Here is a 14,113-nt window from a genome sequence, read left to right as displayed (position 1 = left end):
TCTATGGTGAGCGAAAGCGGCTCCCAACTGGATACTTGTCTTGTGGAACACGTTATAGGTGAGGTGGCATGACGGAGCAGTTCGACGTCGTCGTGGTCGGCAGCGGCGCTGCCGGGATGACCGCCGCGCTGGCTGCGGCCCATAACGGCTTGAGCGTGGTCCTCCTGGAAAAGGCCCCTTGTTTCGGTGGCTCGACCGCCCGCTCCGGTGGCGGGGTCTGGCTGCCGGGCAACCACGCGCTGCGCGCCGCCGGGATCGACGAACCGCCCGAACGGGCCCGCGAGTACCTGGCCTCGATCGTCGGCGACGTCGTCCCGGCCGTCCGGCGCGACACGTTCCTCGACCACGGGCCCGAGGTCCTGAAGTTCGTGTGCGACCACACGCCGCTGAAGTTCCGCTGGGTCCGCGACTACAGCGACTACCACCCCGAGGCCCCCGGCGGACGCTCCGGCGGACGCTCGGTCGAGCCGATGGCCTTCGACGGCAAGCTGCTCGGCGACGACCTGGCCCACCTCGAACCGCCGTACAGCGCTCCCCCGCTCGGCGTGCCCATCACCCAGGCGGACTACCGCTGGCTGAGCCTGCTGGCCCGGCACCCACGCGGCGCCGTCCGGATGCTGTCGCTCGGTGTCCAGTGGCTGGTCGGCAAGCTCCGCGGGCAACGGCTGCTGAGCATGGGGCAAGCGCTTGCGGCCGGCCTGCGAGTGGGCCTGACCAGGGCGGGCGTCGACGTCCGGCTGAACACGCCGCTGGTCGATCTGCACATCGAGGACGACCGCGTCACCGGCGTCGTCACCGCGCAGGGAGTCATCGAGGCCCGGCGAGGCGTGATCCTCGCCAGCGGCGGCTTCGAGCAGAACCTCGAGATGCGCGAGAAGTACCAGCGCGCGCCGATCGGCATCGACTGGACCGTCGGCGCGGCCGCCAACACCGGCGACGGCATCACCGCCGGCCTCAAGCTCGGCGCCGCGCTCGACCTGATGGACGACGCCTGGTGGGGCCCGTCGCTGCCGCTCACCGGCGGGCCGTGGTTCGCACTCGCCGAGCGCTCGCGGCCGCGCTGCATCATGGTCGACGCCCGCGGCGAGCGGTTCGCCAATGAGTCGGCGCCCTACGTCGAGGCCGTGCACGCGATGTACGGCTCCGGGGACGGGCCGGGTGAGCACATCCCGACCTGGCTCGTGTTCGACCAGCGCTACAAGGACCGGTACATGTTCACCGGCGTCGGGCCGCGCCAGCCGCTGCCCGGCCGCTGGTTCAAGGCCGGCATCGCGGTGAAGTCGGGCTCACTGGCCGGACTGGCCGCGAAGATGGACGTCCCACCGGAAGGCCTGGAAGCGACCGTCGAACGCTTCAACGGCTTCGCGCGCACCGGCGTCGACGAAGACTTCCAGCGCGGCGTCAGCAAGTACGACCACTACTACGGCGACCCGCGCAACAAGCCCAACCCCAGCCTCGGCCCGCTGGACAAGGCGCCGTACTACGCGGTGAAGATCGTCCCGGGCGACCTGGGGACCAAGGGCGGCCTGCGCACCGACGAGCACGCGCAGGTCCTGCGCGAAGACGGCTCCGTCGTGCCGGGCCTCTACGCCGCGGGCAACGTCAGCGCGGCCGTGATGGGCCGGACGTACGCCGGACCGGGCGCGACCATCGGCCCCGCCATGGTGTTCGGCTACCTTGCGGCGACGCGGCTGGCGCACGAAGATCAAGGGACCACGGGAGGCGAGCGATGACGCAGGCAGCGACGACTCAAGAAGGGGTACGCACCATCTACGCCGGTGAGCCGCCGACCCGCTTCGCGCGCGGCTGGCACTGCCTCGGCCTGGCGAAGAACTTCCGCGACGGGAAACCCCACGCGGTGACGGCGTTCGGCACGAAGCTGGTGGTGTTCGCCGACTCGAAGGGCGGCCTGAACGTCCTCGACGGCTACTGCCGCCACATGGGCGGCGACCTCACCCAGGGCAGCGTCAAGGGCGACGAGGTCGCGTGCCCGTTCCACGACTGGCGCTGGACCGGCAAGGGCAAGTGCGTCTCGATCCCCTACGCCAAGCGGGTTCCGCTGCGCGCGCGGACGCGGTCGTGGACGGCGTCCGAGCAGAACGGCCAGCTCATGGTCTGGCACGACCCGGAAGGCAACCCGCCGCCGGAAGAGCTGGCCATCCCGCACATCGAAGCCGCCGACAGCTCCGAGTGGAGCAACTGGACGTGGGACTCGATCTTCATCGACGGCTCCAACTGCCGCGAGATCATCGACAACGTCGTCGACATGGCGCACTTCTTCTACATCCACTACGCCTACCCGACGTACTTCAAGAACGTGTTCGAGGGCCACATCGCGACGCAGTACCTCAACACCAAGGGCCGCCCGGACATGGGCATGGCGTCGAACTACGGCGGCGAGGACAACCTGCTGCGGTCCGAGGCGTCGTACTTCGGGCCGTCCTACATGATCAACAAGCTGGTGAACTCGTTCCAGGGCTACGAGATCGAGAGCGTGCTGATCAACTGCCACTACCCCGTGACGCCGACGTCGTTCGTGCTGCAGTACGGGATGAAGGTCAAGAAGCAGCACGGGCTGACCGACGAGCACGCCGACAAGATCGCGGCGAAGCTGGCCAAGGGCATCGGCGCGGGATTCCTGCAGGACGTCGAGATCTGGAAGCACAAGACCCAGATCGACAACCCGCTGCTGTGCGAAGAGGACGGTCCGGTCTACCAGCTTCGCCGCTGGTACCAGCAGTTCTACGTCGACGCCGCCGACGTCACCGAGGACATGACCCGGCGGTTCGAGTTCGAAGTGGACACTTCTAAGGCCAACGAGGCGTGGGCGGCCGAGGTGGCGGAGAACCTGGCCCGCCAGAAGACCGAGGCGGAAGTGTGACGACCGCCGAGACCGCCGAGTTCCTGTCGGGCGGGCTGCGGCCGCACGAGTGCCGCAGCTGCGGGACGTGCGTGCTGGTGAAGAAGAACAGCATCCAGCACACGAGCATCCAGTGGACGTCGCGGCCCGCGGAGACCTGCCCGGTGTTCGCCGACGCGGACGGCCCTTCGGCGTTGCTCGACACGTGCCCGAAGCTGGCCGACAGCATCGGCGACGCCGTGCGCGACGGCACGCTGGCGGTGGCCGATGGGTGAGCGGGTCTACACGCTGACGGTCGCCGACGTCGTCGTCGAGACACCGGACGCGCGGTCGGTGGTCTTCGAGATCCCGGCCGAGCATGCTTCGGCGTTCACTTATACGGCGGGGCAGTTCCTGACGCTGCGGATCCCCAGCGACCGGACCGGTTCGGTGGCGCGGTGCTATTCGCTGTCGAGCGCGCCGCACGAGAACCGCGTGCAGGTGACGGTCAAGCGGACCGACGGCGGGTACGGATCGAGCTGGGTCTGCTCCTCGCTTCGCCCGGGGATGACGGTGGACGTGCTCGCACCGGCGGGCGTGTTCTGCCCGACGTCGGTGGACGAGGACTTCCTGCTGTTCGCCGGCGGCAGCGGGATCACGCCGGTGATGGCGATCCTCAAGACGGCGCTGGAGCAGGGCTCCGGGCGCGTCGTGCTCGTCTACGCGAATCGCGACGAGAGTTCGGTGATCTTCGCGGGCGAACTGGCGTCACTGGCGAAGCGCTACGGAGACCGCCTGGTCGTCGTCCACTGGCTGGAGAGCGTGCAGGGCCTCCCGGACGTCTCGCAGTTGCGTGGGCTGGCTTCGGTGTACACGGGGCATGAGGCCTTTCTGTGCGGGCCGGCGCCCTTCATGGCGGCCGCCCGCGAGGCGCTCGGGCAGCTCGGGGTGCCGCGGGACCGGGTGCACGTCGAGAAGTTCACGTCGCTGACCGGGAACCCGTTCGAGGACGTCCCCGTCGAGGAGGAACCGGCGTCGGACGAAGCGCCGGCGTCGCTGACCGTTTCGCTGGACGGCGACACGCGCTCGATGGCCTGGCCGCGGCAGCGGAAACTCCTGGACCACCTGCTGGACGCGGGGATGGACGCGCCGTATTCGTGCCGCGAGGGACAATGCAGTGCGTGTGCGTGCCGGGTCGTGTCGGGTGAGGTGAAGATGCTGCACAACGAGGTCCTGGACGCCGAGGACATCGCGGACGGCATCGTGCTGGCCTGCCAGTCGCTGCCGGTCACCGACGACGTCTCGATCAGCTACGAATAGGAGTCCCCGCGTGCCCATCGATCCCGAGGTCGCCATCGGCGCCGAGATCGGCGAGGTGAACTTCGCCTGGACGTCGTCGGACGTGCTGCTCTACCACCTGGCACTCGGCGCGGGCCCGGACGAGTTGCGGTACACGTACGAGCAGGACCTGGTGGTGCTGCCGACGTTCGCGACGGTCGCGGCGAACCTGCGCGTGTTCGACCCGCCGGCGGTGTCGTTCCCGGGGGTCGAGATCGACCTGGCGAAGGTGCTGCACGGCAAGCAGGAGATCACCCTGCACCGGCCGATCCCGACGTCGGGGAAGGCGGTGGCCCGGTCGCGGGTCGCGGACGTCTTCGACAAGGGCAAGGCGGCGGTCGTGGTCCAGGAGGTCGCGGTGACCTCGTCGGCCGGCGATCCACTGTGGACGGCCCGGTCGAGCATCTTCGCCCGGGGCGAGGGTGGTTTCGGCGGGTCTCGGGGGCCGTCCGACCGGATCGAGTGGCCTCCTGGTGAACCGGACTTCGTCTTCGAGACGCCGACGTTGCCGCAGCAGGCGCTGCTGTACCGGCTGTGCGGGGACCGGAACCCGCTGCACGCGGACCCGGCGTTCGCTCTCGCGGCGGGTTTCGAACGGCCGATCCTGCACGGGCTGTGCACGTACGGGATCGTGGCGCGCGTGCTGGTGAACGAGTTCCTGGACGGCGACCCGGCGCGGGTGGCGTCGTTCGCGACGAAGTTCGCCGGGGTGGTGTTCCCCGGCGAGACGCTGCGGATCCGGGTGTGGCGCTCGGCGGAGCGGCTCTTGGTGACCACGACGGCGGTGGAGCGCGACGACGCGCCGGTGCTGGCGGACACGGTGCTGGTGTCCACTTCGTGAGAGCGTCCCGGCCGTCGCCCGCTAACGTGGAGGGGTGACTTCGGAATACTTCGTGGTGCGGGGCAAGGTCGAGCCGGGCGACCAGCGCGGCCGTGAGCTGGGCTTTCCCACGGCGAACATCGCGCTGGGCGACCAGTCCGGGTCGGTGGGCGACGGGGTGTGGGCGGGCTGGGCGGGCCGCGAGGACGGCTCCCGCATCCCGGCGGCGATCTCGGTCGGCCGCCGCCCGACGTACTACGGAGCGGACGGCTACCGGCTGCTGGAAGCCCATCTGCTGGACTTCACGGGCGACCTGTACGGCGAGACGCTGGTGGTGTGGCTGGGCGCCCACCTGCGCGACCAGCAGGCGTACGCGTCGGCGGAGGACCTGATCACGGCTCTGAAGAACGACATCGCGGCGGCAACCCAGTGGACGGCCGCCCACCCGGCATCGGCCCTCCCGGACCCCTGCGAGCCCCCGCTGGGCGAGGTCCGCCGAGTAGCGCCCTAAGCGCGGCAGAGCCCTCCACCCGGCGCGATGCCCCTCCAATCACACGCGATGCCCCTCGGCGCACGCGAGATGCCCCTCCAGACACGCGAGATCCGCGCGGGATCACGCGAGTTCGGCCCCCAGTCACATGAGTTCCGTCCCCGATCACGCAAGAGCCGGCCCTAACCACGCGAGACCGGTCCCGATCACGCGAGTCCCGCGCCGGATCACGCGAGATCCGCGCGAGATCACGCGAGTTCCGTCTCCGATCACGCGAGTTCCGGCCCCGCCACCCCGAACTCCGGCGGACCGCAGGCCGGCGAGCGCGACCTCCCGCCGTGCCGAGTGGTCTTGAATGAGTCATTCAGGACCTCCCACGCCCTGAATGACTCATTCAAGACATCTGGACCCGCGCCGAGGCACGCCGGCACGGGCGAATCAGGCACCAAGGCATCCGGCCCAGGCTCACAAAGCCGAGGCCAGCAGCATGTATCCCATCCCCGCCCCCATCACAGCCCGGCAGACCGCGCGCGAAGCCTGCCCTGGCCCACCCGCGGCCACCGCCGACCCGCGCACCACGAGCACCCCCGTCCGCGCCGCGTCGAGGACGAAATACCCCGCCGCCGCCACCGCGACCAGCGGTAACGCCAGCCGGGCGTCCATCGTCGCCATCGTCAGCCACGGCCCGTGCGCCATGCCTCCGTGGGGCATCGCCGTCACCATGTAGAGCATCGCCGCCGCCGAGAGCGCGTGGTGCGCGCAGCCCGACCGGCCCCTCCACCACGCCACCGCGAACCAGCCCGCCGTCAGCACCAGCACCGCCTGCCAGCCCGCCGCCGGGATCGGGCCTCCGACCGGCGAAAACATCGCCACCATCGCGACCACCAGCAGCAGCTCCGCCAAGTCACCGTGCCGGACGCCGTGGCCCAGCCGCCCGTAGTCGAGACGGACGAGCCGCAGCACGCACGGCAGCGCCAGCGCCGCGAACACCGCGGTGAGCGCCCAGTCGACGACCATCGCGAGTCGGCCTCACTCTCCGTCGTGGGTGGTGTCTCCACCGTGACACCCACGACGGCCGGGCACCAGCCGTCAATGAGGTGACGCCTCAGTCACCCGTCAGGACGAGGCCGCTCGTCGGCACGCCCGTCCCCGCCGTCACCAGCACCCGCGCCGCGCCGGCGACCTGGTTGACCGCCGTGCCGCGGATCTGCCGGACGCCCTCCGCGATGCCGTTCATGCCGTGGATGTACGCCTCGCCGAGCTGGCCGCCGTGCGGATTCAACGGCAGCGCGCCGTCGAGCTCCAGAGCGCCGTCGGCGATGAAGTCCTTCGCCTCCCCGCGACCGCAGAAACCCAGCTCCTCCAGCTGCATCAGCACGTACGGCGTGAAGTGGTCGTACAACACGGCGACGTCCACATCGGACGGTCCCAGCCCGGACTGGCCCCACAGCTGCCGCCCGACGACGCCCATCTCGGGCAGCGCGGCCAGGTCGTCGCGGTAGTAGCTGGTCATCACGTACTGGTCCGGCCCGCTCCCCTGCGCCGCCGCCGCGATCACCGCCGGCGCCTGCCCCAGATCGCGAGCCCGTTCGACACTGGTGACGACCAGCGCCACCCCGCCGTCGCTCTCCTGGCAGCAGTCGAGCAGGTGCAGCGGCTCGGCCACCCAGCGCGACGACTGATGCTCCTCGAGGGTGATCGGCCGCTCGTGGAACCACGCGTTCGGGTTGGTCGCCGCGTGCTTGCGGTCGACCACCGCGACCCGCCCGAAGTCCTCGCTCGTCGCGCCGTAGTCGTGCAGGTAACGCTGCGCGACCATGGCCACCGTCGCCGCCGGGGTCGCGATGCCCATCGGGTAGTGGAACGCGTTGTCGACGCCGGACGAGTTGACCTGCCCGGCCGCGGCCGAGGACACCTGGCCGAAGCGCATGCCCGAACGCTCGTTGAACGCCCGGTAGGCGACGACGACGTCCGCGACGCCGGTCGCCACCGCCATCGCGGCCTGCTGCACGGTCGCCGCCGCCGCGCCGCCGCCGTAGTGGATGCGGCTGAAGAACTTCAGCTCCGGGATGCCCAGTTCCCGCGCCACCGCGATCTCCGCGTTGCCGTCCATGGTGAACGACACGAGTCCGTCCACATCGGACGCCGAAAGCCCCGCGTCCGCCAGTGCGTGCGAGATGCATTCGGCCGCCAGCCGCAGTTCGCTGCGCCCGGAGTCCTTCGAGAACTCCGTCGCGCCGATCCCGGCGATGGCCGCCTTGCCCGAGAGCGTCACGGTAGCGTCACCTCCACGGTCCCGGCGACGTGCTCGCCGAGCGAGTCCACACCGGACACCGAGACGACGACGTCGTTGCCCGCACGGGAAACCACGCGGCCGGTGAACGTCAGCGTGTCGTAGGCGTAGCAGGGCACGCCGAGCCGGATCTTGATCGACCGGATCAGCGCCTCCGGCCCGGCCCACGCCGACACGAACCGCTGCACCAGGCCGGTGTCGGTGAGGATGTTGAGGAAGATGTCCTTCGACCCGCGCGCCACCGCCGAATCCCGGTCGTGGTGTACGTCCTGGAAGTCGCGGGTGGCCAGGGCGGTGCTGACGACGAACGTCGGCGTCGCCTCGATCGTCAACGGCGGCAGCTCGGTCCCTTCGGCGACAGTCATCGCGCCACCTTCCAGGCCGGCAGCGTCAGGTCGTCGTCGACGCGGACGAACGCCGCCACGACCGGGAGTCCGATGTGGACCTCCTCGGGCAGGGCGTCGAGCAGCTCGGCCATCACGCGGACCCCTTCTTCCAGCTCCACCAGGGCCACCACGAACGGGAGATCCTTGCCCGGCACCGGCGGGTGGTGGTGCACGACGTACGAGAACACCGTCCCGCGGCCGCTGGCGACGACGTAGTCCGGCTTCGTGTCCAGCGAGCCGTCGGGCGGCATCGGCCCGGGCGGGTGCCGCAGGGTCTCGCCCCAGCGCTGGATCCGCAGCTCGCCTTCGCGAAGACCGTCCCAGAAGAACTCGGTGTCGCGGCTGATCACCGGCCGCAGCACCGGCGCCGGCGGCGGTTTCGGCGCGGGCGGCCGGAACTTGAGGACGCGGAACATCATCTCCGCGACGGCTTCGTCCTCGACGTACCACCGCGCCCGCGTGGTGACGAACCAGCCCTCTCCCAGCGCGGTCTTCTTGGGGCCGACGACGCTTTCCAGCGCCGTCCGCACCTCGACCTGTTCGCCGGGACGCAGGTAGCGGTGGTAGGTCTGCTCCGAGTTCGTCGCGACGACGGAGGTGAACCCGGCTTCGTCCAGCAGCTCCATCATCAGGCCGAGCGGGTCGTCGGAGCCGCGCGGCGCGTTCAGGCCGCCCATCGTCCACACCTGGGCCATCGCGGGCGGCGCGACCAGTCCCTTGTGGACGCTGTTCGCGGCGAACTCCGGATCGGTGTACACGGGGTTGTCGTCCCCGATCGCCTCGACCCAGTTGTTCACCATGGCCTGGTTCACCGGGTCGCGCGCCAGGCGCGGCGCGCATTCGCCGCGGGCGGCGATCTCGGCGGCGGTTTCTTCGATCGTCATCGCGGCACCCTCGGCAGGCCCAGGCCGATCGAGGCGATCAGCTCCCGTTGGATTTCGCTGACGCCGCCGCCGAACGTCAGCACGATGTTGCGCTTCGCGGCGACGTCCAGCCATTCCGCCAGCTCGGCGGTGTCCGGATCGGCCAGGTCGCCGTGGCGCCCGACCAGCTCTTCGAGGTTCCGGCCGATGCGCTGGATGACCTCGGAGCTGAACACCTTGGTCGCCGACGCGTCGGCGACGGTCACCGGCGCGCTCGCCGAGGACACCGCGACCTGCCAGTTCAGCAGCTCGTTCACCCGCGTCACCGCCAGCGCCTCGGCCAGCACGGCCCGGACGTCGGCGAGGTCGAGCAGGCCACGGGCGGCGGCCCAGGCGCGGACGCGGTCGTACAGGCCGCCGATCCGCCCGGCCGGGCCGAGCATGACGCGCTCGTGGTTGAGCTGCGTCGTGATCAGCCGCCAGCCCTCGTTCTCCTTGCCCACCAAGCGGTTCACCGGCACGCGAACGTCCGAATAGTACGTCGCGTTGACGTGGTGGGCGCCGTCGCAGGTGATGATCGGCGTCCAGGAGTAGCCGGGGTCGCTGGTGTCCGTGATGAGGATCGAGATGCCCTTGTGCCGCGGCGCGTCCGGCGCGGTCCGCACGGCGAGCCAGATGTAGTCGGCGTCGTGGCCGCCGGTGGTGAAGATCTTCTGGCCGTTGACGACGTACTCGTCGCCGTCGCGCACCGCCGTCGTGCGCAACGCGGCGAGGTCGGTGCCGGCCTCGGGCTCGGTGTAGCCGATCGCGAAGTGGATCTCCCCGGCCAGGATCTTGGGCAGGAAGAAGGACTTCTGCTCGTCCGTGCCGTACTGCTGCAGCGTCGGCCCGACCGTCTGGAGCGTCACCGACGGCAGCTGGACGTCGGCTCGCACGGCCTCGTCGACGAACAGGTGCTGTTCGATCTCGCCGAAGCCCTGGCCGCCGTACTCGACCGGCCAGCCGACGCCGAGCCGGCCGTCGCGGCCCATCCGGGCGACGATCTCGCGGAACACCGGCCCGTGCCGCTCGCGCAGCATGGCCTGGCGTTCTTCCGGGCTGATCAGCCCGGCGAAGTAGTCGCGCAGTTCGGCGCGCAGTGCTTTCTGCGCCGCGGTCAGTTCGACGTGCATCCGCGCACCCCCGCCACTCGTTCGCCGAGCCTGCCGAGCCGGTGCGCGGCGCCGCCGAGCGTCCGCCCGAGATCCTTCACCGCCGACGAATACCGGTGCAGTGGATAGGTTTCGTCGACACCGACCCCGCCGTGCAGGTGGTGGCAGGTCGCGAGGGCCTTGGGCGCCTCCTCGGCGAACCAGTAGGCCGCGATGTCCAGTTCGGCGTCCGCGTCCAGGCCGGCCGCGAGCCGCCACACCGCGGACGTCACCGCCAGGTGCACGGTCCGGGAGGCGACGTAGACGTCGGCGATCTGGCCGGCCACCGCCTGGAACGCCGCGAGAGGCCGGCCGAACTGGGTGCGTTCGCCCACGTGCTTCACCGTCAGGGCTAGAGCGCCGGCCAGCAGGCCGTCGCCGACCGCCAGCGCGCCCGCGACCGCGATGCGGTGCAGCGCCTCGACGGCGCCGCGGTCGAACAAGAGGTCCGTCTCCTCGACGGCGACGTCGTCCAGCCGCACGGTGTACTCCGGCGCGCCGGCCGAGGTGGGTGTCCGGACGAGCGTGACGCCGTCGGCGTGCGGGTCGACCAGGTAGACGGCGGTGCCGTGCGGAGTGGACACCGGCGTGAGGATCCTGGTGGCTTCACTCGCGTACGGGACGGCGGTCTTCACGCCATCGAGGACCCAGCGGCCGCCGGCGGCCCGCGCGGTCGTCGCGGGCTCGGCGGCGAGCGGGGCGGACGGCTCGTGCAGGGCCGCGGTGAGCAGCGCCTCCCCCGCGGCGACCGGCGGCAGGAGCTCCGCGCGCTGCTGGGGCGTGCCCAGCGTCTCGATCGGCAGGACCCCCAGCGCCAGGGCGGCGTAGGCGGGCACCGGCGCGGCGGCGCGGCCGACCTCGGTGAGGACCTGCGCGATCTCCGCGATGCCCAGGCCGTCGCCCTCGAGCTCGGGCGGCAGCGCGAGGGCGAGCAGGCCCGACGACGCGAGTGCGCGCCACGGATCGTCGACCGCGCCGAGCACCTTCGCGGCGAGGGCGGCGATCTCCGTCTGCGTATCGTCAAGGGTGAAATCCACGCCTGTCCTCCGGATCGGCGCAATACTGAAACCTGTTCTAGTCTTAACCGGAAAGCGCCGGTACGGCAACCCCTCTGGGACGAGCTTCAGCGGAGGACCTTCAGTGGCGGTGACCGAACCGGGCGGCGCGCGCCGGCGCCGGCGGATCACCGTGCCGCCGACCGCGGGCGTGCCCGACCCGGTCCCCCTCGACCTGCCCGGGCGCGGCCGGACCGTCGTCACCGACGTCGGCCCGCGGGACGCGCCCGCGCTCGTCCTGCTGCATTCGGTGGCCTGCACGGGCTTGCTGACCTGGTATCCGGCGCTCGACCGGCTGGCACGCGACCACCGCGTCGTCGTGTTCGACCAGCGGTGGCACGGCCGGGGCATCCGGTCGCCGGAGTTCCGGCTCGCCGACTGCGCCGAAGACGTCACCGCCGTGGCCGACGCGCTGGGCATCGGCCGGTTCGCGCTCGCCGGCTACTCGATGGGCGGGATGGTCGCCCAGCTCGTCACCCACGCCGAACCAGAACGTGTTACCGGACTGGTGCTGTGTTCGACCGCCGGCAACTTCCGCCGAGGGCTGCGCCAGAGCGTCGCGCTCGACGTGTTCGGCCGGACGCTGCAGCGGCTGCGCGAGCGCGTACAGCTGCCGGCCGTACCCGCCGCCGTCGCGCGTGAGCGCGTCCAGGACTACCGGTGGGGACTGCGGGAGTTCCGGTCGACCACGCCGTGGGAGGTCGCGGTGGCCGTCGACGAGATCGGCCGGTTCGACTCGACGCGCTGGCTGCACACACTGCGGCTGCCCGCGGCGGTCGTCGTGACCACCCGCGACCGGTTCATCGCCCCCGACCACCAGCGGTCCCTCGCCCGCCGCATCCCCGGTGCGGCGACCTACGAGGTCGACGCCGGGCACGCCGCCTGCGTGCTCGCCGCCGACCGCTGGGTGCCCGCCCTGCTCGCCGCGGTCCACTCCCTTTGAGGAAGGAACTCACGATGGGACGCTTCAGCCTGCCCGACGAAAAGCCCGGCGGCCTGGACTCGCCGGTGACGGCGAAGGTCATGAAATACGGGGCGAAAGCCCAGGTGGCGGTCTTCAAGCTGACCGGCGGCCGCGTCGGCGGCACGTGGCGGATCGGGGCCGGCTTCCGCAAGCCGGTGCCGACGCTGCTGCTGGAGCACCGCGGGCGCAAGTCCGGCCGGCTGTTCACGACGCCGCTGCTCTACCTGAGCTCCGGGGAGGACGTCGTCATCGTCGGCTCCCAGGGCGGGCTGCCCCGGCACCCCCAGTGGTACCGCAACCTGCTGGCGCACCCCGAGACCCGCGTCCACCTCAAAGGCCGGCGCGATGTGCCCGTCACCGCGCGGGAAGCCTCGCCGGACGAGCGCGCCGATCTCTGGCCGAAGCTGGTGGAGCTGTATGCGGACTTCGCGAAGTACCAGGCGTGGACCGAGCGGGAGATCCCGGTCGTGGTGCTCAGCCCGCGGCCTTGAGCAGCTCCGCGAGGGCCTCCGGGAGCGCGTCGGCGAGCGGCCACAGGTCCTTGACCAGCTCGCGCGCGCCGAGCAGGCCGACGTGCAGCTTGCCGGCGTTGGACAGCACCGTGACGTTCAGGCCGGCGCCGTGGAAGACCGGGCCGAGCGGGTAGAGCCCGGTGATCCGCGCGCCGAGCAGGTAGAGCGGCATCGGCGGGCCGGGCACGTTGGAGACGACCAGGTTGTGCACCACCGGGTGCTTCTCGGCCAGGCGCAGCGCGGAGTACGCGCGCACGGCGAGCCCGAACGCCGTCGCGGCCGAGAACTGCGCCCAGTCCTGCAGCATGTCGGCGTCGATGTCGTAGTGGTGGTCCTTCGAGAGCCGGTTGGCCTCGGCGAGGAAGAACACCCGCGCGGCCGGGTCGGCCAGGTGCGTCGGCAGGGAGGCGAAGAAGGCGGACACCTTGTTGCTGCCGTGATCGCGCTCGGTCCGGTCGTGCACCGAGACCGGGACGGTCGCCACCAGCGGGTCGTCCGGCAGTTCGCCGCGCGCGTCGAGGAACTCCCTCAGCGCGCCGGCGACGAGCGCGAGCACGACGTCGTTGACGGTGACCCCGAACGCGTTCTTGATCGCCTTGACGTCGTCGAGGTCGAGCTGGGCGAACGCGACGCTGCGGTGGCCGGTGATCGTGCCGTTCAGCGACGTCCGCGGCGCGGTGAACGGGATGGGCATCCCCTTGCCGCGCAACGCTTTCCCGAGCCACTGCGGTACCAGGCCCAGCAGGTCCGGCAGCAGCCGCACGATTTCGGCGGGGCGTTTCGCGAAGCTTTCGACGCTGGTGCGCAGGAGGTTCAGCGGCGAGGGCATCGCCGGGTTGCGGGGTTCCTCGATCTCCGGCGCCGGCGCGTCCGGCTCGAGTCCGGCCAGGTAGGTGATCAGGCTGGCGCCGCTCACGCCGTCGACGCTCGCGTGGTGCATCTTCAGCAGCACGGCGATCTGGCCGTCGGCGAGACCCTCGATGACGTAGAGCTGCCAGAGCGGGTGCGCACGGTCGAGCTGCTGCCCGGCGATGTGCGCGCACAGTTCGGCCAGCTCGGCGCGGTCACCGGGGGCCGGTACGCCGATGCGGTGCACGTGGTGGTCGAGGTCGAAGTCCTCGTCTTCGACCCACACGGGGTGCCCGATGTTCCAGAGTGGATTGTGCAGTTTGCGGCGGAACGCCGGAATCATCCGGACGCGTTCTTCGAGCTTTTCTTCGAGCTTCGCGAAGGTGTAGCCGCCGGGGACGGTCGAGCCGTCGAGGGTCATCAGCCCGCAGACGTGCAGGACCTGGGCCGGCGTCTCGAGGTACAGGAAGCTCGCGTCGAGGCCGCTCAGTCTCTGCATGCGGATCAGCGTAAG

General features: G+C 71.0%; 15 protein-coding genes. 8 read left to right on the top strand and 7 right to left on the bottom strand.

Going from position 1 to position 14,113, the window contains the following annotated elements:
* The first annotated feature begins 68 nt into the window (after positions 1-68).
* Genes kstD through QQ657_RS07000 form a run of 6 tightly spaced genes read left to right on the top strand, consistent with a single transcriptional unit; the run spans position 69 to position 5,508 of the window.
* Positions 69-1,733 carry a 3-oxosteroid 1-dehydrogenase gene (kstD, locus tag QQ657_RS07025; RefSeq protein WP_284741238.1) on the top strand — a complete coding sequence of 555 codons (1,665 nt, stop codon included), beginning with the start codon at positions 69-71 and terminating at the stop codon, positions 1,731-1,733.
* The gene (locus QQ657_RS07020; protein WP_284741237.1) at positions 1,730-2,881 is read left to right on the top strand and encodes a 3-ketosteroid-9-alpha-monooxygenase, oxygenase component; all 1,152 of its coding nucleotides are present in this window, start codon (positions 1,730-1,732) and stop codon (positions 2,879-2,881) included. The genes kstD and QQ657_RS07020 overlap by 4 nt, the downstream gene beginning before the upstream one ends.
* Positions 2,878-3,135 carry a hypothetical protein gene (locus QQ657_RS07015; RefSeq protein WP_284741236.1) on the top strand — a complete coding sequence of 86 codons (258 nt, stop codon included), beginning with the start codon at positions 2,878-2,880 and terminating at the stop codon, positions 3,133-3,135. Before QQ657_RS07020 ends, QQ657_RS07015 begins: the two co-directional genes overlap by 4 nt.
* Complete coding sequence (locus QQ657_RS07010; protein ID WP_284741235.1) at positions 3,128-4,159, top strand: ferredoxin--NADP reductase; 1,032 nt, start codon at positions 3,128-3,130, stop codon at positions 4,157-4,159. Before QQ657_RS07015 ends, QQ657_RS07010 begins: the two co-directional genes overlap by 8 nt.
* A 10-nt stretch (positions 4,160-4,169) precedes the next feature.
* A complete protein-coding gene (locus tag QQ657_RS07005) occupies positions 4,170-5,018 on the top strand; it encodes a MaoC/PaaZ C-terminal domain-containing protein (RefSeq protein ID WP_284741234.1) in 849 nt (282 codons plus the stop codon).
* A 34-nt stretch (positions 5,019-5,052) separates the two neighbouring features.
* Positions 5,053-5,508 carry a riboflavin kinase gene (locus QQ657_RS07000; RefSeq protein ID WP_284741233.1) on the top strand — a complete coding sequence of 152 codons (456 nt, stop codon included), beginning with the start codon at positions 5,053-5,055 and terminating at the stop codon, positions 5,506-5,508.
* 444 nt (positions 5,509-5,952) lie between these two features.
* Here the strand turns inward: QQ657_RS07000 and QQ657_RS06995 are convergent, their stop codons facing one another.
* From QQ657_RS06995 to QQ657_RS06970, 6 genes are all read right to left on the bottom strand, one after another.
* Complete coding sequence (locus QQ657_RS06995) at positions 5,953-6,504, bottom strand: DUF5134 domain-containing protein (RefSeq protein ID WP_284741232.1); 552 nt, start codon at positions 6,502-6,504, stop codon at positions 5,953-5,955.
* A gap of 88 nt (positions 6,505-6,592) precedes the next feature.
* Positions 6,593-7,762 carry a lipid-transfer protein gene (locus QQ657_RS06990; RefSeq protein ID WP_284741231.1) on the bottom strand — a complete coding sequence of 390 codons (1,170 nt, stop codon included), beginning with the start codon at positions 7,760-7,762 and terminating at the stop codon, positions 6,593-6,595.
* Entirely contained in the window at positions 7,759-8,145 is a 387-nt protein-coding gene (locus QQ657_RS06985) for a MaoC family dehydratase (protein ID WP_284741230.1), read from the bottom strand. The genes QQ657_RS06990 and QQ657_RS06985 overlap by 4 nt, the downstream gene beginning before the upstream one ends.
* Positions 8,142-9,050 carry a bifunctional MaoC family dehydratase N-terminal/OB-fold nucleic acid binding domain-containing protein gene (locus QQ657_RS06980; RefSeq protein ID WP_284741229.1) on the bottom strand — a complete coding sequence of 303 codons (909 nt, stop codon included), beginning with the start codon at positions 9,048-9,050 and terminating at the stop codon, positions 8,142-8,144. Before QQ657_RS06980 ends, QQ657_RS06985 begins: the two co-directional genes overlap by 4 nt.
* Positions 9,047-10,201, bottom strand: coding sequence for an acyl-CoA dehydrogenase family protein (locus tag QQ657_RS06975; RefSeq protein ID WP_284741228.1), 1,155 nt, complete (start codon positions 10,199-10,201; stop codon positions 9,047-9,049). Before QQ657_RS06975 ends, QQ657_RS06980 begins: the two co-directional genes overlap by 4 nt.
* Entirely contained in the window at positions 10,186-11,256 is a 1,071-nt protein-coding gene (locus tag QQ657_RS06970) for an acyl-CoA dehydrogenase family protein (protein WP_284741227.1), read from the bottom strand. Before QQ657_RS06970 ends, QQ657_RS06975 begins: the two co-directional genes overlap by 16 nt.
* Before the next feature lie 103 nt (positions 11,257-11,359).
* On the opposite strand from QQ657_RS06970, the gene QQ657_RS06965 reads away from it, so the two are divergent.
* Together QQ657_RS06965 and QQ657_RS06960 are read left to right on the top strand one after the other, a co-directional pair.
* A complete protein-coding gene (locus QQ657_RS06965) occupies positions 11,360-12,217 on the top strand; it encodes an alpha/beta fold hydrolase (protein WP_284741226.1) in 858 nt (285 codons plus the stop codon).
* A gap of 14 nt (positions 12,218-12,231) precedes the next feature.
* On the top strand, positions 12,232-12,729 hold the full coding sequence (locus tag QQ657_RS06960; protein WP_284741225.1) for a nitroreductase family deazaflavin-dependent oxidoreductase: 498 nt from the start codon (positions 12,232-12,234) through the stop codon (positions 12,727-12,729).
* Here QQ657_RS06960 and QQ657_RS06955 read toward each other — a convergent pair.
* Positions 12,713-14,098 carry a WS/DGAT/MGAT family O-acyltransferase gene (locus QQ657_RS06955; protein ID WP_284741224.1) on the bottom strand — a complete coding sequence of 462 codons (1,386 nt, stop codon included), beginning with the start codon at positions 14,096-14,098 and terminating at the stop codon, positions 12,713-12,715. The genes QQ657_RS06960 and QQ657_RS06955 overlap by 17 nt on opposite strands.
* Positions 14,099-14,113: the final 15 nt, after the last annotated feature.

This window comes from Amycolatopsis ponsaeliensis (assembly GCF_030182635.1).
In the GTDB taxonomy this organism is placed as follows: domain Bacteria; phylum Actinomycetota; class Actinomycetes; order Mycobacteriales; family Pseudonocardiaceae; genus Amycolatopsis; species Amycolatopsis ponsaeliensis.
This window is presented reverse-complemented; position numbering and strand designations above follow the sequence as displayed.

Coding starts and splice junctions, on each gene's coding strand:
- kstD (WP_284741238.1), top strand. CDS start 69: ATGACGGAGCAGTTCGACGTCGTCGTGGTCGGCAGCGGCGCTGCCGGG.
- QQ657_RS07020 (WP_284741237.1), top strand. CDS start 1,730: ATGACGCAGGCAGCGACGACTCAAGAAGGGGTACGCACCATCTACGCC.
- QQ657_RS07010 (WP_284741235.1), top strand. CDS start 3,128: ATGGGTGAGCGGGTCTACACGCTGACGGTCGCCGACGTCGTCGTCGAG.
- QQ657_RS06995 (WP_284741232.1), bottom strand. CDS start 6,504: ATGGTCGTCGACTGGGCGCTCACCGCGGTGTTCGCGGCGCTGGCGCTG.
- QQ657_RS06985 (WP_284741230.1), bottom strand. CDS start 8,145: ATGACTGTCGCCGAAGGGACCGAGCTGCCGCCGTTGACGATCGAGGCG.
- QQ657_RS06980 (WP_284741229.1), bottom strand. CDS start 9,050: ATGACGATCGAAGAAACCGCCGCCGAGATCGCCGCCCGCGGCGAATGC.
- QQ657_RS06975 (WP_284741228.1), bottom strand. CDS start 10,201: ATGCACGTCGAACTGACCGCGGCGCAGAAAGCACTGCGCGCCGAACTG.
- QQ657_RS06960 (WP_284741225.1), top strand. CDS start 12,232: ATGGGACGCTTCAGCCTGCCCGACGAAAAGCCCGGCGGCCTGGACTCG.
- QQ657_RS06955 (WP_284741224.1), bottom strand. CDS start 14,098: ATGCAGAGACTGAGCGGCCTCGACGCGAGCTTCCTGTACCTCGAGACG.